The sequence below is a fragment of the Paenibacillus sp. LjRoot153 genome (assembly GCF_964253085.1).
Lineage (GTDB): Bacteria > Bacillota > Bacilli > Paenibacillales > NBRC-103111 > Paenibacillus_E.
Map to the genome: position 1 here is coordinate 7,451,152 of NZ_CAXUQH020000001.1, position 21,280 is coordinate 7,472,431.

Sequence of the window (21,280 nt, forward strand, 5' to 3'; positions counted from 1 at the left end):
CCGTTCACCCGCATTTCCGTTAAACTATAAGTGGAATGAGCACCTCGACTTTTGTGCCGACACCAACCTTGCTGGTAAAATAGAGCCCAAATGATTGTCCATAGCTTGTTTTGATTCTGTCATCGATATTTTTCAAGGCGAATACGTGTTTCGCTTCATCGACATTGCTCATCATATGATGAATTTTGGATTCATCCGTCCCCATACCGTTATCGGTCACAATGAACCGGATCCCCTCTTCCACTTTGGAAACGTTGACTTCGATCATGCCTCCCTGGACCACCTGCTCCAAACCGTGCAAGATCGCGTTTTCAACCAAGGGCTGCAGAGCTAATTTAGGCATTTTATATTTCATTAAGTCAGGGGGGGCATCAATATGAAGCTTCATGCGTTCCCCATACTTCCGTTTCTGAATAAACATATAATTGATCAAAAAATCGACCTCTTGGCCAATGGTTACTAAAGGCTCCCCCTTATTCAGAACGTGCCTGAATATTTCAGCAAGGGCTTCAATTTGCTCGCTGACATCGTAGTTTTTCTGCTTGATCGCCAGCCAATGAATCGAATCTAACGTATTGTATAGAAAATGAGGGTTAATTTGCGATTCCAATGCCTTGATTTCGGCTTCTCTTTGCTTGATTTTGGACAAATAAACGTCATTGATCGTTTCTTTCAACTGCTCTGTCATACGCAAAAATCCACTGCTGATTTCGCCGATTTCATCTTTGGAGTCTATACGTAGAGCAATGTTAAAATTGCCGGTTTTGAGCTTCGTCATTTCTTTGCGCAACTGCAGAAGCGGCCTAATCAAATAATGGTGCAGAATGAAGGAGAACAAAATGCCGAAAATGAGGCATAACGCTATGACAATCAGCAGCACCATATTTACCGTTGATTTCAACAAGGTAAAGGACTTTTCTGGGATGACCTGCACAAGCGTCCAATTCGTTTCTTCCATCGTATAAAAGAGAAAAATAAATCTCGAATTTTCGATATCAGCGGTAAAATATCCGTTTTTCATGAGAAGGTTTTTTTGAACATAATCGTCGTCGATCTTATCCCCAATCATGTTCCTATCCGTTGAAGATAAGACTACGCCGTTAGCATCCAAAAGAAAAATTTGAGAACCTGCATAAGAATTGATGTTTTTGTAATATTGATTAAGAATTTCTTCGTTAATTTCCAATCTTTCTACAGCAATCATTCTTCCCATTTTTCTAAAATCCATAATTCCGCGAACATAGGAGATCGTCCCGGACCCTGTCCGCCAAAAGCCTCTCCCTTGCTCCTGCACTGCACGCTCCGTCGCGGATGGATCCAAATCCGATACCGGATTTCCTTTTTGAAGGATCACCGCATTGTCTGCGTACAGGCTTATAGAACGATATTGTTTTTTGGAGCCAATGACATCATCCAACCAAGTGTTCATATTGAAATAGATTTTGTCATACTCTAACTCTTTGTTGTAGTTGCCTGCGCCAAACTGTTGTACGAGCTCATTAGATAAGATTCGGGTTGAAATGTCCTTCGTATCCGCGAACAAAGTTTCAAAATTTTGCTTGGTCTGCTTCAACGTTTGGAGAGCAATTTCACTTGATTGATTTAGCGTTAAAGCCGCAAATTGACTGTTTAAATAAAACCCCATACCGATTAAGGGAAGCAGGACTAACACCACTATGCTTAAATAAAATTTGAAAATTAAAGGCAAGTCCTTGAACTTTAGTACGATGATGACCACACCCCAGGAGTTCATTCATATAAGGAGAATAAAACGGCATCGTGCAATCGAAGCCGCCCTATTCGTCTTTATCTTACCCTTTTACACCACCAGAAGTTAAGCCTTGAACGAAATATTTTTGTAAGATAATAAAGAGTAAAATCAGCGGAAGAAGCACCATACACATGCCAGCGCTCATCAAGGTCCAGTTCGTCGTGTATTGTCCTTGAAAATTAATGAGGCCAACAGAAATTGGAACGCCTCTTTCCGTCGTCAACGTAGCAATTTGGGCCCACATCAATTCTCCCCATACAAAACCAAAATTGAACACCGTGCAGGTAGCGACGGCGCCACCTGCCAGCGGAAAAACGATCCTGAACATCGTATTCATCTCGCTGCTGCCGTCGATTCTTGCTGCTTCCAGCAGTTCGTCGGGAATCGAGCGAAAAAAATTCCACAGGATGACAATGGTTCCGGGCAGCATCCAGCCCAAATAGGCGATTACGATAGGAAGATAGATGACCTTAAATATCGCCAATTTCGTCATCATCATATACAACGGAATAATCATGGACTCACCGGGTAAAATTTGCAGAAGAAACAAGACGCCTACAATCGCTCCGGCGAAGGGAACCCGCAGCCTGGCAAGCGAATACGCAGCGAAGGTAGCGAGCACGCTGCAGGTAAACAAAGAAAGAACAGCGATCATGATGCTATTCCCCATATAATCACCAAGTCGTGCTGTTTGAAACGCCTCCACGTAGTTCTCATAATGGAATTGACTCGGAATCGACCATAAATTGCTGTAAAACTCGTCAGATGTCTTCAGAGAGGTAAAGACCGTAAAAAGAACCGGATATAGGGTTAAGGCAGCAAGCATAAAGAGAATAATTCGTATAAGCAGGGCCGAATCCCATCTTTTAATACTCATAAACGTCCCCCCTTATCATCTTCATCGAAATGAATATGATGAAACCTACAAGGATAGTAAACAAAACGCCGATCGCGGCTGCGTATCCAAACTCATTGTATCGAAAACCGACATCCAGCATCTGCATCGGTACTGTTTTCGAGTAATCGCCGGGTCCGCCCTTCGTCATCGTAATAACGATATCGTAGGTTTTGAACGAGCCGATGAGCACCAACATCGATACCAACCGGATCGTCGGCATGATAAGAGGCAGGATAATGATGCGGATTTGGCGGAAGTAGCCTGCCCCCTCAAGCCGGGCAGCCTCGAACATGGAAGCCGGAATCGTAACGATAGCCGTATAGAAAAGCATCATCACGGCGCCGGAGCCCTTCCAGCCACTGACCGCAGCCAATACCAACAGCACCAGTCCCGGTTCAGACAGCCATGCATGCTGCAAGCTTTCCAATCCGATTAACTCAAGGATACGATTAATAAGTCCGGTAGAAGGATCCAAAATAAAGGCAAACATCAACCCGATGACGATAAAAGGCATCATGCTTGGAGCAAAGAAAATCAGCCTGAGGACCGCCCCCTCCTTGTTTCCGGTCCGATAAACAAGCAAGGCAAGCAGCAACCCTAAAATCAAAGCGATCAAAGAGGAAACTATCGCAATAATAATGGAATACTTAAACCCGTTGAGGGTGACCTGGTCCTTGAATATTTCGATATAGTTATCCAAACCGACCATCTGCATACTGGTTAAAGGACTCCACTTGGCAAAAGACAAAACAAAATTCCAACCGACCGGAATAATTACCGTAAAGGCGATAAAGATTGCCGCCGGGATCAATAACGCAATCCCTAGCATTTGCGTATTAACATGCAGGGACCGACCTTTCTTCTTTCGAATCGCTGTTTGCAAAGTTTGACTTTTCACTTGGCTAATCACCGTATCCCCTCCTTCTTCTGGGAACGACAATGGGCATAAGACGGTTGGCTTACACCCATTGTCGTATTCATCACGTCATGGACTGCTATTTTTGCTTGATTGCATCCTGCCTCAATTTATCCATTTCTTCCAAAGCGGCCATCCCTTTAAAGATGTAGTTGGCCGGCATCTTAGTGTCGTTATAGTCATTCAGTTTCGGATCCAGAGCTCCGATTTCTTTGTGGAATGGATTCCCGGCATCCCTGGCATACAGTTCAACCTTGGAATTCGAATCTGCGGGCTTTACGCCTTTAACTGTGACGGGCGCACCATGGTCTATCCGGTATTGAAGAACCTCCGGACTCGTCAAATACTTCATGATCTCAACGGAAGCTTCCGGATGCTTCACATTCGCCGGAATCATATATCCGTTTGCTGCTGGGGACAATTTCAAGCCCGTACCATTAGTAGGCCAGGACAAGATCTGTGGATTTTTTATTCCCGCATTCTTAATCGCTCCATCGGCGATGAAATTGACAGTGGCCATAATGGCGACCTTCTGATCCTTAAACCCAGCTAGAACTTGATCCTGGGTTACCGTAAGCGCACCTTTGCCCGGGTACATGTACTCCTTGTCATAGAGATCCTTTGTTTGATCGAAAGCTTTCACAACAGTCGGATCGGTGAACGGGATTTTACCATCATTCCACTCCTGCAGCTTTTGCTCATTCGGCCATATCGTCTGTAGCAAAAACCGGTTCGTCCAGCTTGGCCATGCGTTCCCGAAAGGTGTAATGCTAAGCTTTGCCTTAATGGTGGCCAGTGCTTTCGTGAATTCATCCCAAGTAGGTTGATCCGGCAAGGTAACGCCGGCTTTGTCCAGCAGATCCTTGTTTGCAATCATCAACCCGTATACGGGGGTATTCGGAACAGCATAGACTTTACCGTTATAAGTCCCCAAATTCAATGTACCGTCAATGAAGGAGTCCCTCCATTTAGGGTCACCCTGCATATATGGCGTAAGATCCAGTGCCATATTGGCATTGACGAAGGTTTCCATCCCGTTTGGCCAATAAAAGGCGAGATCGACCGGTTCGCCTGCGGCGATTGTTGTTTTAATCGTCTTCTCAACATTCGCATCGACCTGCTTGAAGGTGATATCATACTTATCCTTGAAATGTTCCTTGACCATCTTTTCTTCTTCTTCCGCATTCGTATCTCCCGGCCAAGCAAACATCAAGGTTAAGTTAATCTTTTTGCCCGAGGGCGCAGCGCTGGATGAATTACCGGTTGTTGATGCCGGACTGTTCGTCTTGTTGGAACCGGAGTTACTTCCGCATGCGCTTACCACTAGTGCTAAACACATTGTAGAGAGCAGAACCATGCTAGATTTCTTAATAAATGCCATTTTTGACCCTCCGTGATACATATTTTGATTGCGCGCGCTTTCTAAGCCTGATTATACGAGTATTGGAGTCAAGCATGTATTTAGAAAATCTACAATAACATTAGTTTTTCTTTGATTTCTTTAAACGAATCGCCGTCCATTCCCGTATCGGGATCCTATCCCCTCTCTTGATCAGCTTTCTCTCAACCAATTCGCAATTCCATACGTCGTAGAATTCGGCTTCATACTCGGGTTCGGTTCCGTCAAAGGGACCATGCCAGAAATTCTTACCCGGCAAATCGTAGCGGCAGAAAAACAAATAATCGTCGATACCTAGATGCAAGCCGAAATAATGATGGCCGTCCGTATTCCGGGAATCCCGTTCCATGTCCTGATAGGGACAAGACTCCAGGATTTGCTTCATAAATTTCAAGCGCGAGCCGCTTTCTCCAACTAATGCCCCCCCATACGACCAAAACAAATCCTTGTCGTTGCCATCCGCTTTCATCACTTCGCCATGGGTTGCATACCCGCCGGCCATTGCCGAGAGCCAATGGCGCAGGACGGTCGTCTTCGCATCGTTATTGCCCCACTCATCCTTAATGTTTCCTTCATATTGGTACTCGTCATTAATAATGGGCTTATTGTAGGAGTTTTTTAGTTCAAGCAATAAGGTATAAGTATCAGGGTGTTGATAGGATACATGGGTGAGCCAGTCCCGATCCGGATAAATCCAACCGAGCGGGATATTATGGTTCGAGATCGGATGATGGTGCGGGTCGTTCGCTTTGATAAACGATCCCAATAAGTCCCAATCCTTGCGATCTATCCCCACGCAAAACTTGCCGTCCTCAGTTTCGGTAATGTCATATTCGTTTGCAAGCGACCACCATACGTTCCGGTACGCGGAAAGTCTCGCAATCACATATTTGACATAGAGCAGGTCGTCTTCCTGCTGCATGCCGCGATCAATGCCCCAACAATCATAAGGGTGGAATAAGATGACATCCGCCTCAATGCCAAGGCGTAGCAGATCCTTGACGCGCTCTTCGTAATTCTGAAAGTACTCCGGAAGCAGCGTTTGGAAATCAAATTCATTCGGTGCTCCTGCGAACGGGAAGACAGGCGGGTCGTAAGCAATGTTGACGTCGTTTTCCCCGCCTTTGTAATACTTAGGAAATACGAGCATTCTGATCTTGTTAAAACCGTATTTGGAGAAGGATTCCAACGTTTGCCGCCGGATCTCCTCGGGCCTGTAGGTCCAAGCGTACGCCGTCGTTCCCATGACAAAGAAAGGCGTTCCATCGGCATAGTTGAAATGCTTCCCGTTCACCCTAACCGGGCCGCGATTGCCTTCCTGAGCCTCCGTACATTCGAAAGCGCCAGTCAAACCATCGAATTCCACATGGTTGGATGAAATTCGGAACGTGTACGTCCCTTCCTCCTCCGGCATAAATCTGATTTTCCAAGTCGATCCACCATCATAGAACCCAATAAACTTGTTTCTCTTTTGATCCTTCTGAAAGTAAGCTTGCAGGGTTACCTCTTGATATGGCTTTGCGAAACACTTTGATGATTGCAATTCAACCTCGAAAACACACCATCGTTCAACGGTCTGTGAATATTTCATCTTAACCATCTCCCTATCTGCCCAATCTTTCATTTGGAGTAAAACTTTCTATTTTTACCGTCCAAATATAAATCCGATGTAATTCTAAAGCTGCCCTCCAGTCTGATATCATGAGAGGAGCTGCCGATTTTAACGTCGATATCTCCGGCTTCAATGAACCACTTCATGTCCTTATCTAGGTACGCCATCTGGCTAGGTTCAACGTGGAGATTGACTGTTTGCATTTCTCCAGGCTTTAACTCAACACGTTTGAATCCCGCTAATTCCATAACAGGTCTAGTCATCTTAGCAAAACGATCCTTGACATAAAGCTGAACTACTTCTGTCCCCTGCATTTCACCCGTATTTTCAATATCAAACTGAATCGTGATAACGCCGTTTGGCTCAATTTGCGTACTGCTTAATCTCAGATTGGAATATCCAAAACTCGAATAAGAAAGTCCATGTCCGAAATAATATCTTGGTGTATGGGGCATATCCACGTAATTGGAAAAACCTATACTTTCACCCTGATGGTAACTGGAGCCATTCGGATGATTGTAATAAACTGGAGTCTGCCCAGCGGAACGTACTACAGATAGTGGAAGTTTCCCGCTTGGATTATAGTTACCAAGTAATACATCTGTAATAGCCTCTGCACCTTTTTCAGCCGGATTCCACGCCTCTAGAATCGCATTCGCATACTTGTCTGCTGCATCACTGGAGATGGGACGACCATTAAAATGTACTGCTACTACCCCTTTGTGCAATTCAGATAATTTTTCTAAAAAGATTTCCTGACAGATGGGCAGATTGATATCTGTACCATCTATGCCTTCTCCCATGGATGCAATGGAGCTGGTTCCATGCTTGCCACCTAAGGTAAGAATAACCAGATCGGCCTCCCCGGCTATTGCTAGAGCTTCTTCATGGCCAGACATATCATTTCCTGCAACTGGATATCCATAGGAATATTCAATTTCAGTTTGAGGGAGACATTCCTTTAATTGCTCCAGCAAATTCTTGATTCCTGGCTTTTGTTTCTGTAATAGTGCCTCAAAAGCTGGATCATCATCCACCTGTATAGGGGTTCCAGGGATTGTCTTCATTACAGATTTCTTTTCGTCTGCCTTTGTTTCCAAACCAGCCATAGTAGAAATAGCAGCTAACAGTCCTTCAGCCATACTAAAATGGGTATAGCCTCCAAAGAAAATTCGAGCGTCTGAAGCATGGCATCCTATTACAGCAATTTTTTTCACACTCTTTTGAATAGGCAGAGTACCATCATTTTTCAAGAGCACTAGCGATTCTCTAGCAGACTGCAGCGTGACGTCTACATCCTCTGAGCCATGAAAAGCCTTTGTCAACTCTTCACCAGATAAAGCATATGGATTCTCAAAAAGCCCCATTCTAAATTTAGTAGCCAAGATTCGCCTTACAGCCGAGTTCAAAATATCAATATCTGCTTTTCCAGTAGCAAACCATTCCGCTAACTCGTCATTAAAGCACTTCTTAAAGTGAAGCTCCATATCCATACCAGCACTTAATGCACGAAGTCCTGCTTCCGTATAACTTTCAGACACCTTCTGAACTTGATGAATATTCATAACAGCACAATAATCTGATAGAGTGATTCCATCAAAGCCCATCTCGTCTCGCAATAATCCTGTCAATATTTCTTTAGATGCGGAAATCGGTTCTCCATTAATGGAAGCATAACAAGGCATTATCCCCCTTAAACCAGCTTCCGAAATAGCAGCCTGAAATGGCTTCCCATAAATTTCTTGCAATGATCTGGGCGGAATATCACAGTGGGCTCCATGGATTCCGCCATCAGAACCATGAAAGCCCAAAAAATGCTTAGCAACACATTCTGATTGCAGATTACCTGTTTTTTCTGATTGGACTCCTTTGGTATAGGCAACCCCCATGGCAGATGCTAATGTAGGGTCTTCACCATAGGTCTCGCCTTGTCTGCCAAAACGAGAGTCCCTTGAAATATCTAATACTGGTGCAAAGACTTGAGAGATACCAATCGCCCGCTCCTGCCTGCCAACAATTTTCCCGATTTCTTTCTCTAAATCAGGATCCCACGAAGATCCTTTTCCAATCCCAGAAGGAAAGCTGGCTGCCCCTTGCACATACGCACCACAAAGACCCTCCATATGAAAGATCGCTGGAATGTGATGCTCACTTAGCGCCATGACTATTTCCTGTATTTCACGTTGGAACCTTGCGGCATCCTCAAGTGTGTCTAACGCCCTCATCTCAAGGGCACTGACCTGACCCACTCCATGTGAATAGTTATTTTCTAATTCCTCATATTCCGATAACTGTCTGGGGAAGTAACAGACGATCTGCCCCATTTTTTCCTTTATACTCATACGTTCGAGGAGATCCTTCGCCCTTTCCTCCGAAGATAGTTCAGGGTTCTGATATAGATATTGATAAGTTGTCATTCGAATTCCTCCACTTTCCATTCCTCTTTCCAATCCAGGTACGCCATTTCTCCATCGAAACGTATAGGAAGCCATACATAATCTGAAACTGAAGTATCAATATCTAAATCACAGGAATAATGGATTTCTTGCATGACATAATCCGTATCCTGCTCAAAAATAGCCTTATAGATGTCCGCAGTTTTCTGATATCCTTTTCCGTTTGCATGATCTTCACCCGCCAAATCCAGAAGATTCGGCATCCATCTGTCAGCTAATGCAATATACAAGTCCTTCTTAAACGGATGCTTAAATACGGATGTAATCTGAGAATTGTATGATGTACAGGAGGTATCCTTCGGGTGGGGATTCCCCAAGACTGTCCATGGACCATGGACGGCTTTCGCACAAGCGACTTCCGATGGATTCGGATGATAGCCCGTAGTGCCGGATGTGAACAAATAATGCAACCCTTTTCTAAAAAAATATGCTGGCGCTTCCCGAACAAATGGCGGTTGGATATTTGGAAAATGCGTCGAGTAATATCCGGTTACATCCGTATAATCCTCGTTCAAGTCAGCACATATGAACTCGCTGTGGACTCTTTCGAAATAATAATAGGCTTTGCCGTCGGGAGATACGACCAAGTCGAAATCTCCCGCACTCATATTTAATGGGCGCAGATCACTTTGCACCATCGTATAAGGCCCCAGAATATGGTCGGCAGTCAAAACGGTTGACTTTTGCGTCCCATCTTTTTGCATCACTTTCAGCCAGCATACATACTTACCCGTTTTTTGATTGAAGATAATATGTGGTCTGTCCACATACTGGGCAGGATGTAGTGGTGAAGATTCATCAAGCTCATTTGGGGGAATAATAATCCCTTTATCTTCCCAATTGTACAAGTCCTTTGATGTATAGCATCTTACTCCCCAATGCCAGATGCCGCTTCCAGGTTTTGTTTTTTCTTTATTTTCTCCATACCAATAAAAGGTGTCCCCAACGGTAATGATGGACCCTCCGTGTGCCTGAATACGTTTCCCCTCCGTATCTAACCAAGTCTGTCCAGGTCTAATTGAATTATTTTTCATACCACAATGTCCTCCGATTCTATTTATTTTCGGTAATGTATTTAGAAACTGCAGTCCAATTATACAAATTCAAAATTTCAGCATGTAGTCAGGAAATCTACAAAAAATATAGTTTTTCTTTGATTACGGCGCACAGGACATATGTAAACCAATTAGAACTGAAGGGTAACGGATCCCAACATCAGCGGTCTGCAATTTCCTCGCGGCTTGAAAAAATAAAAAAGAACCCCAAAATTAATTGAGGTTCTACTATCAATATTAGTCATGAACGCTCTTGCTTTACCTGGAGCATGACAGAGCGGAAGTTCCTCCGGTACCCCAGGAAAATATTGAAATGAGCTGGTAACCAAATAAAAGTCGGATCCCGCTTTGCAGATACTTGGGTCCGGATGAAAGCCCGGAATCACGGGGTTGTTGTAATTTTTTTTTGTACCCGACATAACGAGCCTCCTTCATAAGTAAATCTGGCCGTCATATCATTTGTATTCGTAGCCGACGGTGCCAAGAAATGCCTTAGCGAGTACCATGTGCCCGATCGCAGAAGGATGGACGCGGTCCCAAGCTATAGTAGCCGGATAAATCTCGCGCAGCACCGGCTCGAAGGCCGCTTGTGTGTCCACAAACAAGGAACCTGTCTCTTCCGCCACGCGCTTCACGATCGTACCGTATTCATCCATTCTCTTCCTCATGGCGTCCGCCGTATTCGGCTCGATGTAGAACGGAGTCATCAACACGATGCCCCTTACCTGCGATTTGGTCGCTAGCACCAGCTCCCGCAACGTGGCTTCATACTCCTCAATCTACAATTAATTTAGTTTTCTTGAACGTTCCTGAGAGTGTTTCAGATCGCGCCGTAAATCGCCGCTCTCAGCTTGTGTCCGCGAATCTCATTGTACTTTTTCGGCAGCAAGCCCTGCATGTAGACGATGGAAAGCTCCTCATCGGGATCTGCCGCCATCCATGTCCCGGCAGCCCCTGCCCAGCCGAACTCGCCCGAAGAGGAGTTGATTCCACCCTTCGCTCGGTCATTAATTACACGGACGCCAAGACCATAACCGTATCCGGGCCAGGTCCCCCCCGCCTCCATGTCAGCTAACTGCGTGGAATCCAAATGGTTCGTCGTCATTAAACCAAGTGTCTTGCGCCCCAGAATACGCGTCCCATCAAGCTCTCCGCCGCGAACCAGCATCTGTGTGAAACGGGCGTAATCGCGAAGTGTCGAGAGAAGACCGTGCCCGCCGCATTCCAGCGTCGCATTCGGCTGGTAGATGTAATCGCCCCTTGCAAGCTCATACTCATCCTCCGTTTCTGCATCTAGCGTGGACAATCGGCTCTTCTTGTTGTCCGGAATCCGGAAGAACGTATCGTTCATCCCAAGCGGCTCGAAGATTTCATCCTTCAGAAACTGTCCGAACGACTTACCCGACAGTACCTCGATCAACGCACCAAGCACATCGTGACTGAATCCATAATGCCATCGAGTCCCCGGGTCGAATGCAAGTGGGATTTCCGCGAGCTTCTTGGCCATCATCCGCACATTGGAGATATCCTTGAGAGTAAATTTAGATACCTGCCGCTCGGTTTCATTACTGTCCCCATGCATCGTCAACCCGGAGGTCATCTTGAACAAATCCATGATGCGAATCGGTGTTGCTGCCGGTGACGTATACAGGGAGCCATCCATTTCATGTCGGTAGACCAGCGGATTCCGGAATTCGGGAAGATAATCATAGAGAGGGTCGGTCAGCAAAAAAAGTCCCCGCTCATAAAGCATCAATGCGACCGTGCACGTGATAACCTTGGTCATTGAATAAATCCGGAATATCGTTTCGGGACCAACCGGTCGGTTCTCCGTAGGATTCGCATAACCGAAATAGCCTTCATAGACCGTTTCCCCACGATGAATAACCGAACACGAACAGTTTGTCAAACCTTTGTCTACAAAAGATTGAAGCAGTGCCTCAACATGCCTATAATCCCCCATTTTTATCCCTCAATTCTTAAATAATGGCCATGCCGGTCAATCCGATTGGAAACTCATTTACGCCAAGTCAATTGATTCGATAAAGTCGCCTCCCGCCTCATAATAGTTGTCGATCCTCTCGCCCCAACGTACGCGGAACGGGATGCCGTCAGGCACCTTACCGGAAAGGGTGAAGGTTGTCTCCGTTCGGCGCCACGCAATTGATACGACGCCAGCCGGTGTCGCCACTTCGCCGCTCATCTCCGGTAAATCAAGCGTGTGAGGTTCGATTTCCAGCTCGCGCCATCCCGGTTGCGCGCTTTTAAGACCCAACATGCAGTGCGTGAACTCGTACAGTGGCAGTGCACTCCATGCGTGGCAATCGCTTCGCGGTTCCGTTGGCGTCTCTGGGAGAGTGGTTAAATGGAGCGAGAGGAGACCGATCCATTGATCCAGCAAGTCGGCCGTCCGTTCATAGAGACCCGCCTTCTCCAAGGCGCGGAACAAGTAGAATGCCATGGAGAAGGAACATTTCAATACGCTAGGATCGTCAAGCGCGCGACTAAGCACCTGCCTAGCCTTTTCCCCGTCGCAGAGTCCGGAAAGGACCGCCCACAGTTGCCCATGCTGGCTGTACTGCTCGAATGCCGGTCCTTCACGGTACATGCCCTGCTCCTCGGACCAGCATTGCTGTTCGATTCGAGTTAGGATCATGCCTGCGCGAGCTTCGTACTCCTCTCCAACATGGCTGCGCCCCGTCGCTGCGTTCAGTTTCGCAGCCGTTTGCAATGCGCTTGCATACATCAGGTTATGGATTGTTGAAGGCCCTTCCTTGCCGGCGGTCGGCATTCCCGCTTCCCATTCCGCCACCCAATCGATGTATTCCCAATAACCGATCCGTTCAACCAGACCGGAGCCGCCTATCTTTCGATCAAACCAGTCCAGGATGGCATCGACCGTGGGACGGTATCGCTTGATCAAATCGACATCACCCGTATGCCAATAATAATCGTGAAGCATATAAATATAATGCAAAGAGAACGAAGGGATAATCTGAACCATCGCGCTCGGGAACCGGTTCTGTGTAATCCCTTCGGGAAGCAGCGCGTTGTGAAAGTCTTCCAGCGCTTTTCGAACCAAGCCCGTATCTCCTCCGACACTATAGGTAAACAAAGCTTGGAGTCTGGTATCCATGATAAACTGCATCTGCTCATAATAGGGACAGTCCTCATACGTCTCGTGCATGCAAAGCTGCAAAGTCCTGAGACTGATGTTCCATAACTGCTCCACCCAAGGAGCCGGCGAAGTGATGGAAGTCTTTGGCCCAAGCGGATAGGCGCTCTCCCTGTACCAAGGGCTCCGGATCCGCAGCGTCTGGTCTTCTGTCTGCACTTCGATCCGTACAAATCGGAATGTCCTCAGCCAGAAGGGCTCGTACAACTCCGATCTTCCTGAAGGATAATAATTATCTTCCATACCCATAATGACGCCGTTCTCGGCGTCGTCTCTAACGGAGTTGGCTTTCTCGTTGCCTCGTTCAAAATACCGTTCGGCGTAGCGAAACACGATATGCGACCCTTTGCCTTTCTCCATGGGGTAAGAGAGGTAGCCGGTGGTTAATTCCCCCGCATCCAATTCGACAACAACGCGGCTATAAGGCGGGATCTCCACCCATGCGTCCTCACATCCAGCGTCTGAGAAGCTAAATGCCTGCAGATCGTCTTTGCGAATAAGCATTTCACGGCGAAAATCCCGCTTAACTTCGTACAGCAAGGGAATCGGCCGCTGAATAAGCGGCAACTGAGGAACAATTTGGTAGGGATAACTATCATCTCTTCCTAGACAAGGATCGCCCTTTTCCGCTTCTAGCCATAAGCCCTGCGCATCGGAATGCTTCCATCTCTCCGGAATATTATCCGCATTCACTCGTTCTGCAATCGCTCCCATAAAGATCGTATAGGCTTCGTCGGAGTGGAAAGTGACCGCGTCGTCCACCATGACTCGCCAATCGGCCAAGCCGGTTGCGATATCTGCCAATGGCTCACCATGCGCGTTTAAGCATGTACCGCTTACGGCAAGCCTCGGACCGATCGGCAATGATGTCATGGAGTAAAGCGGCTGATCCGATCTTGTCGGATCATTGACCAGATAAGTATTAAGCGACCATACCTGAACGGCAATAACGTTAATTCCCGTTCGCAAGTTGGAACTTACGTCCATCGTATCGTAATAATGTCTCCAACGATCTCCCTTGAGAGGTCCAGAGCTAATCGGCTCTCCGTTAATCCACAGTCGATATCGGGTATTCGCACTAATCGAAAGTTGCAATGAATCTGGCTCGTCAAGCCGGACGGCAAGCCGGTAGTAAAAAAGACGATTTTCTCTCACATCCGGGTTTAGCCCCTTCAGAGCGTAAGCATCACTTGCCGGTTTAATCCAATAAGCTCCATGAAGCTTGCACGGTTCCTGTTGTGTCATTGAGCGTATACTCCCCCTATTTTTGGATAGTCTCAGAGACAAAATATACAAATACTACGCTTAGATATACACTCTAAAAATCTACAAATTCTTTAGTTTTTCTTTGATTCGTTATCCACTTGACTATTTAAAGATGTAGACTATCCGCCGATTCCTTCATAAAGGCACAGTGGAAAGGCATCTTCATCTCATCATCGTTGAAAAACTAAAGTTTTTGTAGTTTTTTAAATATAATTGTGAGTTTCGCGGCACCTATAATTGAAAGCGTATTCAAATTCGAAGGAGGAATAATATGAGAATGTCAAAGAAATCGCGCGTCCTAGCAGCTGCCGATCCGCATGTGAATCGGGTCTGGAAACTGGCAACAGTTATGACCATGCTCAGTACGTTGTTATTGCCGGGCATAGGCACCTTGGCGGCCGAATCGTTACCAGTGCAATGCGAACCGAAAGTTACTGGTGGACCCATGTGGGTTACGGCTGACTGTGTAGATTCACTTTACAGCCATCCGGTCATCGATAGCGAAATCGATCTAACCACTTCGGTGCCGATTCATAAAGTGTCGGGCCACTTCGAGGGCACCAATAAGAAGTTCAACTTCTACTTCCCTCCTAAGAGCCAGTGGAAGGGCCGCTTCTATCATTACGTGTACCCGCTTATCAGTGAAAACGCTGAAGACAATGCCATCAGCTTCGGCGCGGACAGCGGTGCCTACACGGTTCAGACGAACGGGGGCAGTGGCTACCGAGTCGACGCGGCCGCAGCTAAGTTCTCCAAGACGGTTGCGGCGAGGTATTACGGTTCGTCCAGCAGGGTCTATGGCTACATCTGGGGTGGCAGTGGCGGCTCTTACATGACCATCAGCGCCATTGAAAACACCTCCGGCGTATGGGACGGAGCCGTGCCATTTATCCCGGGCACGCCGACCTCCATCCCGAACAACTTCTTCGTCCGGGCCTTCGCGCGTTTCGTGCTCGCTGACAAGGCACCGCAAATCGCGGACGCAGTAAGTCCGGGTGGCAGCGGCGACCCTTACGTTGGTCTCAACGAGGACGAGCAGGCGGTGCTGCAAGAGGTGACGCAGTTGGGCGTACCGCTACGTGGGTGGATGGATAACTCGTATCTGCTTGGTCTTAATGATCCGCAGGGCCTTTTGGGCTTCGCAGGCACGGTTCGGGCCCTCGATCCCACGTATGCCAATGACTTCTGGAGCAAGCCAGGGTATCTCGGCACTGAGCAATCGTCTCTTGGCGATATGTTCCGCGCGGCCAAGATCGATCAAATGGTTGGCATTTCCCAGGTCACCCGGAACGGAGAAAATGTACCAACGAGCCTAATGATCGATAACGCACCCGCGTCACCGAAGTTTCCCGTTCTCGACTTTACACTCTATGCAGCCGATGGCACGACGAAGATCGGAACACTATCCGGTTCACTTAATGCGGCTACGAAGGTCTTCACGATCGCAAGTGGGAACCAGGAGAACGTACTGAACGCCATCAATAACAACGCCAAGCTGCAGATTGATAACCAGTGGCCCCTCGCGCTTCTAACGTACCATCGTCACCAGGTACCGTCGCAGCCAGGCTTCTCCGCATGGGACCAGTTCAGAGCACCTGACGGAACGCCACTCTACCCTCAGCGTCCCATGGAGATCGGTCAACTCATCGCCCAAAGCGTAACCGGCGGCGGCACATACACCGGCTCGGTCAACGGCAAAGTTATCGTGGTCACCAATCTGCTCGACGTCGACGCGTACCCTTGGGATGGAGACTGGTACAGCCAAAGAGTGAAGGCAAACCTCGGTCCTAGCTACGACGACAACTTCCGGATTTGGTATAACGACTACGCGGATCATGTCGCTCCCCACAATGCCTTTCTTGTGGACTATTTAGGCATTCTCGAACAAGCGCTTCGTGACGTAAGCACCTGGGCAGAGCAGGGCGTGGCTCCTGCGCATTCGACCCGGTACGAAATGGTCGGAAATCAGGTCAGTATACCGGCAAACGCTGCAGTACGACGCGGGATCCAGCCCGTCGTCGATCTGACCGTTAAAGGAACTGACCGAATCGACATCTCCTCCGGCCAGACCGTCACCTTCAAAGCGAAAATTCAGGTCCCAACGGGGGCCGGCAAGGTCGTAAACACCGCGTGGGACTTTCTTGGCAATGGCAATTTCACTACAACGACCTTTGGAACTCCCAAACAGACGGTGGAAGTGAGTATGACATACCAATATACCAAGCCCGGTGTCTACTTCCCCGCGTTGCGAGCAACCTCCCAACGCGAGGGTGACGCAAACACGCCTTTCGCGAAGATCCAAAACCTGGGTCGCGTTCGTGTCGTTGTCCACTAGGTGAAACAAGTTTTTTATAGAAAAGCAGGAAGCCGGTGGATCTCCACCGGCTTCCTTTTTATATGGGCTATTCTTTAACCATTTTCTTCAGAAAAATGCCCCAAAACCTCCTTCTCATCGATGTATACAAGCTGCGTTGTACCCACCTCATTCAACCTTTCATAAGATGCCATATAACATTTGCCAAGCACATTTGCGAAAAAATTCCCGAAGTTCTTTTTTTGTCCCTATCTGTTTTATTAATGATGCCAATAACAGGCTTTCATCCTCAGTAGCCCTACCAGAAATAAACCATTGATTGCGGAAGAATCCACAAAGTGGACGGATTACGTATGAAAGACACGTATGAATTATTTGATTTCCTTGTTGAACAGGATTTAGATTATATTCATGCTTCATTAGATAATGTGTCTTCAAAGCCAGTAGATAATCAAGATGAACAAATGCGTCTTGAATTAATTCTTGGAAGAGCAAACGGTAAGGTACCTGTGATGGCTGCTGGTTCCATAATAACACCGGATAATGCTCTTAAAGCTATGGAATTAGGTTTGCCGCTAGTCGCAATTGGGCGTGCGTTAATTATGAATCCTAATTGGGTTGAAAAGGTCGCAAATGGACGTGAATCGGGGCGTTAAAAAACCTGAATCAAAGGCTACAGCTTAAGGATATTGTTGCATTAAACTCCCAATAGCTTATTGAGGTTGCCGGTCAATTTCGCGGCAGCCTCACTTTGTAGTTTGTTGAACATTCCCATTTAGCGGAATAACCCGTGGGGATTTCCCTACTTAATAAACTTGATATTTTGATTACTTAGTTCTATTAGCGGCAGGCTTTAATCGCTTTTAGTTAGAGTCAAAAAGCGATACCTCCGAATCTGCGAACCGTGACCTTCTTACGCAATTTATCCAAATGTCCTTATCAGGCCAAGTTTTTTTGTTCTTCCCATCTGCTCCATACTTTAATAATGCATATTTAACCCGTTATATAGGGATTTTCTTGTCGCAAAAAAAACGACAAGAAAATCCCTACAAACACAAAAAACCTTGATTTAACAAGGTTTCATTGTAGGTACTTTCATGTCGTTGTACTACAGTAGTGAGTGAGAGTGAATAGATGGCAGCAGTGATGATGATGATGAGTGAATATATATATCAAGATTAACTGAGCACCTATACCCGTGATTAATTCATGGGGATCTCAAAGAACTCATTTCACAGCATCCAATATCTGCTTATATTCCTTCGCGTGGAAAGGTCCGCCTTCTTTCATAACGGTCCACAACGGATCTGCGTCTTCCTTCATCGACAGCATCATGTCATCATGCCATTCATTAAGCAAATAGACAGCTTTCATGTGGATATCGCTTCTTTCTTCAACAAGATTGTACTGTTCGTATGGATCATTTTCCAAATCAAACAGCATATCTTTCGGAAATCCGTGATAACCATCGTGATAGGTGCGGATATACAGCCAATTCTCAAATCTGACGCTTCGCTGACAGACATGCGCGCATTGGGATACCACCAAGTATGGCCTTCCAGTATCCGTACCTTTCGTAATACTTTCCGCATAGCTCAAACCATCCCAAGACTCAGGTTTCTCCGTATGAAGCAAGCTTGCCAGTGTAGGCGCGAGATCAAGTTGATAGTGGAGACCCTCGTCTACACTTCCTTTAAGGCCACCAGGCCAGCGGATAATCATAGGAATTCGGCAGGTAGCCTGATCCGCTGTTCCATGCTCGGAGTAAATACCTAACTCCCCCATATTCTCCCCATGATCTGCACTAATAATAATAGCTGTATCCGCTAACACGCCTAACTTGTCGAGCATTTGAATCACATGCCCGATATGCTCATCCATGTAATGAATTGCGCTATCATAGTTATCAATAATCGCCCTTAAATCGTTATGTTCCTCAATCATTTGGCTATGCCTTGGATGTCTATAATAATGCGACTTGGCAAGCTTATTCATGTCTTCAATACTGTGCTGCCCACTTTTGAGCTTATGCTGCTGAAATACATCTTCTGTGATCCATGCCGGCATAGGTTCGTCAATAAAAGGATTGCCTACGTGGTCTGGCGCTCTATAAGGAGTATGCGGGTCCCAGAAATTCAGATGTAAGAACCAATCCTCTGTGTTCGCATTATCCTCTAACCATTTCAGTGCGATCGGCAGCACTTTATCAGCCGATTCTCCCCCCTTATCCCCCAGATTAAACACTTCATTGAACCCTGCATTAAAAGTCCACACGGAATGTCTTTCTGAAAAGGTACTGATTGATGCCGTTTTCATGCCAATCTTGCGCAATACGCCAGGAAGACTCTCCATCGCTAAACGATCACTGAAGCCCCGCTCCATTCCTTCGCGTCTCATATCCGCAGCTGTCCCGCCATGTCCGACAACGCCGGTATGGATGCCGAATTTGCCAGACATTAAGGCTGTTCTGGATGGCATACACGGTGCATCCGAGCAGTAATAGTTGTTAAATCTAACACTCTCTTCTGCGATACGATCAATATTAGGAGAGGTCGCTCGGTGGTAACCATAGCAGCCGAGATGATCAGGACGCAAAGAATCTAAATCCAGATAAAGGATTCGCATAAGTTATGTAACCTGCCTTTGATATATTTTATAGCACGCGCATGATCTATCATTAACCCTTCACTGCCCCGGCAATCCCATCTACAAAGTAGCGCTGCAAGAACAAGAAAATAACAATAATCGGAAGAATGGCAATCGTACCTCCGGCCGCAATCCCTGTCCAATCGACAACGTTCTCTCCCCTTAATGCATACAATCCAACAGCAAGTGGACGGAGATTCGGGGAACTGAGCGTTAGTATTAAAGGAATCATGAACGAGTTCCAGGACCAAATGAACTGCATAATCGTCACACTGCCGACGATGGGTTTGGATAGCGGAAGCATAATCGTAAGAAATGTCCTTAAAAACCCGCAACCATCCATGATGGAAGCTTCCTCCAGCTCCTTAGGAATCTGACTGAAGAACGTTGAGAAAAGCAGAATAAATATAATATGCGCTCCTCCCGCTTCCGCAAGAATAACCCCCAGTAAATTGTTCATCAGTCCCAAATGTTTGATTAGATCATAGATTGGAATAATGGCAAACTCCATGGGTACAAACATGCTGGCAACTAGAACGCCTAAGAGCAATTTCTTTCCTCTGAACGTATACCTGCCAAGCACATAACCGCACGTTGCTGTTGCGATTAGTACGATGAGGATGGTGCTGACCGATATAACCACACTATTTAGAAAGTACCGCTCAAAGTTTGCTTCATTCCATGCTCTGATCAGGTTACCCATTTGAAAGCTGTTTGGAATTAGCTTAAGGCCGTTTGCAAAAAACTCACTCTGCGTTTTGAAGGATGCTGAAACCATCCATAAGAACGGATAGATCCATACGAGACAAAAAGCAGTCATGACGACGTGAAACATCGATAATTGAAAGGTTTTCATGATTTTGCACGACCTTTCATTCGTTTATTCAGCACGGATTGGATAATGGCTAGAACACTAATCGTTACTGCAAAGAACAGACCCGCTGCCGAAGCATATCCTAATTGGGGCAATCCCATTTCACTGGAAAAAGCGTAACGATAAATATAAGTGGACACAACATCCGTGGCAAAGAATGGCCCTCCGTTGGTCATGGTTTTAATTAAATCAAACACTTTCAGCGAATTGACGACATTTAGCAATAAGATGACGGCTCCTATCGGCAATAGAAGAGGTATCGTGATATAAACAAATAATTTCGTCCCTCTTGCTCCATCCACTTCAGCCGCCTCATAAAGATCCTTGGGAATGCTCTGCAGTCCGGCAAGCCAATAAATCATGTTAATGCCTAAGTTTTTCCACACCGAGATGAGAATAACGGTAAACATCGACCATTTGGCGTCACCTAGCCAATTAATAGGTGTATCGAGCAAACCTAATTTCATAAGCGCATCATTCACCGCTCCGTCACTGCCCCATATGAAAACCATGATAATACCGACAATTGATGTCGTCGTGACCACCGGCAAAAAGATTAACGTCCGATATATGCTGGCTCCCTTAAGTTTGGGACGATTCAAAACGACGGCAAGCACTAAGGGCACAAGGAGATTTAATGGCACTACACCCAACATAAATTTAAAACTATTTTTATACGCATTCCAAAAGTAAGGGTCCTTCGCCACATCAACAAAATTATTTAGTCCGACAAAGGTTGAATCTGACGTTAGTCCCGACCAATCCAACATGGCATAATACAAGCTGGCCAAGATCGGCCAGCCTTGAAACAGAACGAAAAGTGCTATAGTAGGAAGTAGAAACAGCCAACACCAGATTTCAATTCTCCACTTGGTTTTCATGATGCCCGAACTCCCCG

At 46.4% G+C, this 21,280-nt stretch carries 14 protein-coding genes and 2 pseudogenes; 2 read left to right on the plus strand and 14 right to left on the minus strand.

The window, feature by feature from the left end:
- Positions 1–19: 19 nt before the first annotated feature.
- The 11 genes and pseudogenes from ACSQ8P_RS32255 to ACSQ8P_RS32305 form a co-directional block, all read right to left on the minus strand.
- On the minus strand, positions 20–1,753 hold the full coding sequence (locus ACSQ8P_RS32255) for a cache domain-containing sensor histidine kinase (protein ID WP_436238923.1): 1,734 nt from the start codon (positions 1,751–1,753) through the stop codon (positions 20–22).
- Positions 1,754–1,811: 58 nt separating this feature from the next.
- Positions 1,812–2,648, minus strand: coding sequence for a carbohydrate ABC transporter permease (locus ACSQ8P_RS32260; protein WP_436238924.1), 837 nt, complete (start codon positions 2,646–2,648; stop codon positions 1,812–1,814).
- Complete coding sequence (locus ACSQ8P_RS32265; protein WP_436238925.1) at positions 2,638–3,579, minus strand: carbohydrate ABC transporter permease; 942 nt, start codon at positions 3,577–3,579, stop codon at positions 2,638–2,640. The genes ACSQ8P_RS32260 and ACSQ8P_RS32265 overlap by 11 nt, the downstream gene beginning before the upstream one ends.
- A gap of 85 nt (positions 3,580–3,664) precedes the next feature.
- Positions 3,665–4,966, minus strand: a complete 1,302-nt coding sequence (locus ACSQ8P_RS32270) for an ABC transporter substrate-binding protein (protein WP_436238926.1) — start codon at positions 4,964–4,966, stop codon at positions 3,665–3,667.
- 100 nt (positions 4,967–5,066) lie between these two features.
- Complete coding sequence (locus tag ACSQ8P_RS32275; protein ID WP_436238927.1) at positions 5,067–6,575, minus strand: apiosidase-like domain-containing protein; 1,509 nt, start codon at positions 6,573–6,575, stop codon at positions 5,067–5,069.
- Between the two features lie 29 nt (positions 6,576–6,604).
- Positions 6,605–9,013, minus strand: a complete 2,409-nt coding sequence (locus ACSQ8P_RS32280) for a glycoside hydrolase family 3 N-terminal domain-containing protein (protein ID WP_436238928.1) — start codon at positions 9,011–9,013, stop codon at positions 6,605–6,607.
- Positions 9,010–10,086, minus strand: coding sequence for a family 43 glycosylhydrolase (locus ACSQ8P_RS32285; RefSeq protein WP_436238929.1), 1,077 nt, complete (start codon positions 10,084–10,086; stop codon positions 9,010–9,012). The genes ACSQ8P_RS32280 and ACSQ8P_RS32285 overlap by 4 nt, the downstream gene beginning before the upstream one ends.
- 311 nt (positions 10,087–10,397) lie before the next feature.
- Positions 10,398–10,526: pseudogene (locus ACSQ8P_RS32290) on the minus strand (family 43 glycosylhydrolase); the annotation flags it as partial.
- Between the two features lie 36 nt (positions 10,527–10,562).
- Positions 10,563–10,886, minus strand: a pseudogene (locus ACSQ8P_RS32295) (SGNH/GDSL hydrolase family protein); the annotation flags it as partial.
- Between the two features lie 41 nt (positions 10,887–10,927).
- Positions 10,928–12,070, minus strand: a complete 1,143-nt coding sequence (locus tag ACSQ8P_RS32300) for a serine hydrolase domain-containing protein (protein WP_436238930.1) — start codon at positions 12,068–12,070, stop codon at positions 10,928–10,930.
- Between the two features lie 57 nt (positions 12,071–12,127).
- The gene (locus tag ACSQ8P_RS32305) at positions 12,128–14,527 is read right to left on the minus strand and encodes an alpha-L-rhamnosidase C-terminal domain-containing protein (protein WP_436238931.1); all 2,400 of its coding nucleotides are present in this window, start codon (positions 14,525–14,527) and stop codon (positions 12,128–12,130) included.
- 298 nt (positions 14,528–14,825) lie between these two features.
- On the opposite strand from ACSQ8P_RS32305, the gene ACSQ8P_RS32310 reads away from it, so the two are divergent.
- Both ACSQ8P_RS32310 and ACSQ8P_RS32315 read left to right on the plus strand, forming a co-directional pair.
- Positions 14,826–16,883: a Tat pathway signal sequence domain protein gene (locus ACSQ8P_RS32310; protein WP_436238932.1), complete on the plus strand. Its 2,058-nt coding sequence runs from the start codon at positions 14,826–14,828 to the stop codon at positions 16,881–16,883.
- Positions 16,884–17,215: 332 nt separating this feature from the next.
- Positions 17,216–17,518, plus strand: coding sequence for a hypothetical protein (locus tag ACSQ8P_RS32315; protein WP_436238933.1), 303 nt, complete (start codon positions 17,216–17,218; stop codon positions 17,516–17,518).
- Between the two features lie 571 nt (positions 17,519–18,089).
- Here the strand turns inward: ACSQ8P_RS32315 and ACSQ8P_RS32320 are convergent.
- Genes ACSQ8P_RS32320 through ACSQ8P_RS32330 form a run of 3 tightly spaced genes read right to left on the minus strand, consistent with a single transcriptional unit; the run spans position 18,090 to position 21,263 of the window.
- Positions 18,090–19,487, minus strand: coding sequence for a sulfatase (locus ACSQ8P_RS32320; protein ID WP_436238934.1), 1,398 nt, complete (start codon positions 19,485–19,487; stop codon positions 18,090–18,092).
- A 52-nt stretch (positions 19,488–19,539) separates the two neighbouring features.
- Positions 19,540–20,364, minus strand: a complete 825-nt coding sequence (locus ACSQ8P_RS32325) for a carbohydrate ABC transporter permease (RefSeq protein WP_436238935.1) — start codon at positions 20,362–20,364, stop codon at positions 19,540–19,542.
- Positions 20,361–21,263, minus strand: coding sequence for a carbohydrate ABC transporter permease (locus ACSQ8P_RS32330; RefSeq protein WP_436238936.1), 903 nt, complete (start codon positions 21,261–21,263; stop codon positions 20,361–20,363). The genes ACSQ8P_RS32325 and ACSQ8P_RS32330 overlap by 4 nt, the downstream gene beginning before the upstream one ends.
- Positions 21,264–21,280: the final 17 nt, after the last annotated feature.

Coding starts and splice junctions, on each gene's coding strand:
- ACSQ8P_RS32255 (WP_436238923.1), bottom strand. CDS start 1,753: ATGAACTCCTGGGGTGTGGTCATCATCGTACTAAAGTTCAAGGACTTG.
- ACSQ8P_RS32260 (WP_436238924.1), bottom strand. CDS start 2,648: ATGAGTATTAAAAGATGGGATTCGGCCCTGCTTATACGAATTATTCTC.
- ACSQ8P_RS32270 (WP_436238926.1), bottom strand. CDS start 4,966: ATGGCATTTATTAAGAAATCTAGCATGGTTCTGCTCTCTACAATGTGT.
- ACSQ8P_RS32275 (WP_436238927.1), bottom strand. CDS start 6,575: ATGAAATATTCACAGACCGTTGAACGATGGTGTGTTTTCGAGGTTGAA.
- ACSQ8P_RS32280 (WP_436238928.1), bottom strand. CDS start 9,013: ATGACAACTTATCAATATCTATATCAGAACCCTGAACTATCTTCGGAG.
- ACSQ8P_RS32285 (WP_436238929.1), bottom strand. CDS start 10,086: ATGAAAAATAATTCAATTAGACCTGGACAGACTTGGTTAGATACGGAG.
- ACSQ8P_RS32300 (WP_436238930.1), bottom strand. CDS start 12,070: ATGGGGGATTATAGGCATGTTGAGGCACTGCTTCAATCTTTTGTAGAC.
- ACSQ8P_RS32305 (WP_436238931.1), bottom strand. CDS start 14,527: ATGACACAACAGGAACCGTGCAAGCTTCATGGAGCTTATTGGATTAAA.
- ACSQ8P_RS32310 (WP_436238932.1), top strand. CDS start 14,826: ATGTCAAAGAAATCGCGCGTCCTAGCAGCTGCCGATCCGCATGTGAAT.
- ACSQ8P_RS32315 (WP_436238933.1), top strand. CDS start 17,216: ATGAAAGACACGTATGAATTATTTGATTTCCTTGTTGAACAGGATTTA.
- ACSQ8P_RS32320 (WP_436238934.1), bottom strand. CDS start 19,487: ATGCGAATCCTTTATCTGGATTTAGATTCTTTGCGTCCTGATCATCTC.
- ACSQ8P_RS32325 (WP_436238935.1), bottom strand. CDS start 20,364: ATGAAAACCTTTCAATTATCGATGTTTCACGTCGTCATGACTGCTTTT.
- ACSQ8P_RS32330 (WP_436238936.1), bottom strand. CDS start 21,263: ATGAAAACCAAGTGGAGAATTGAAATCTGGTGTTGGCTGTTTCTACTT.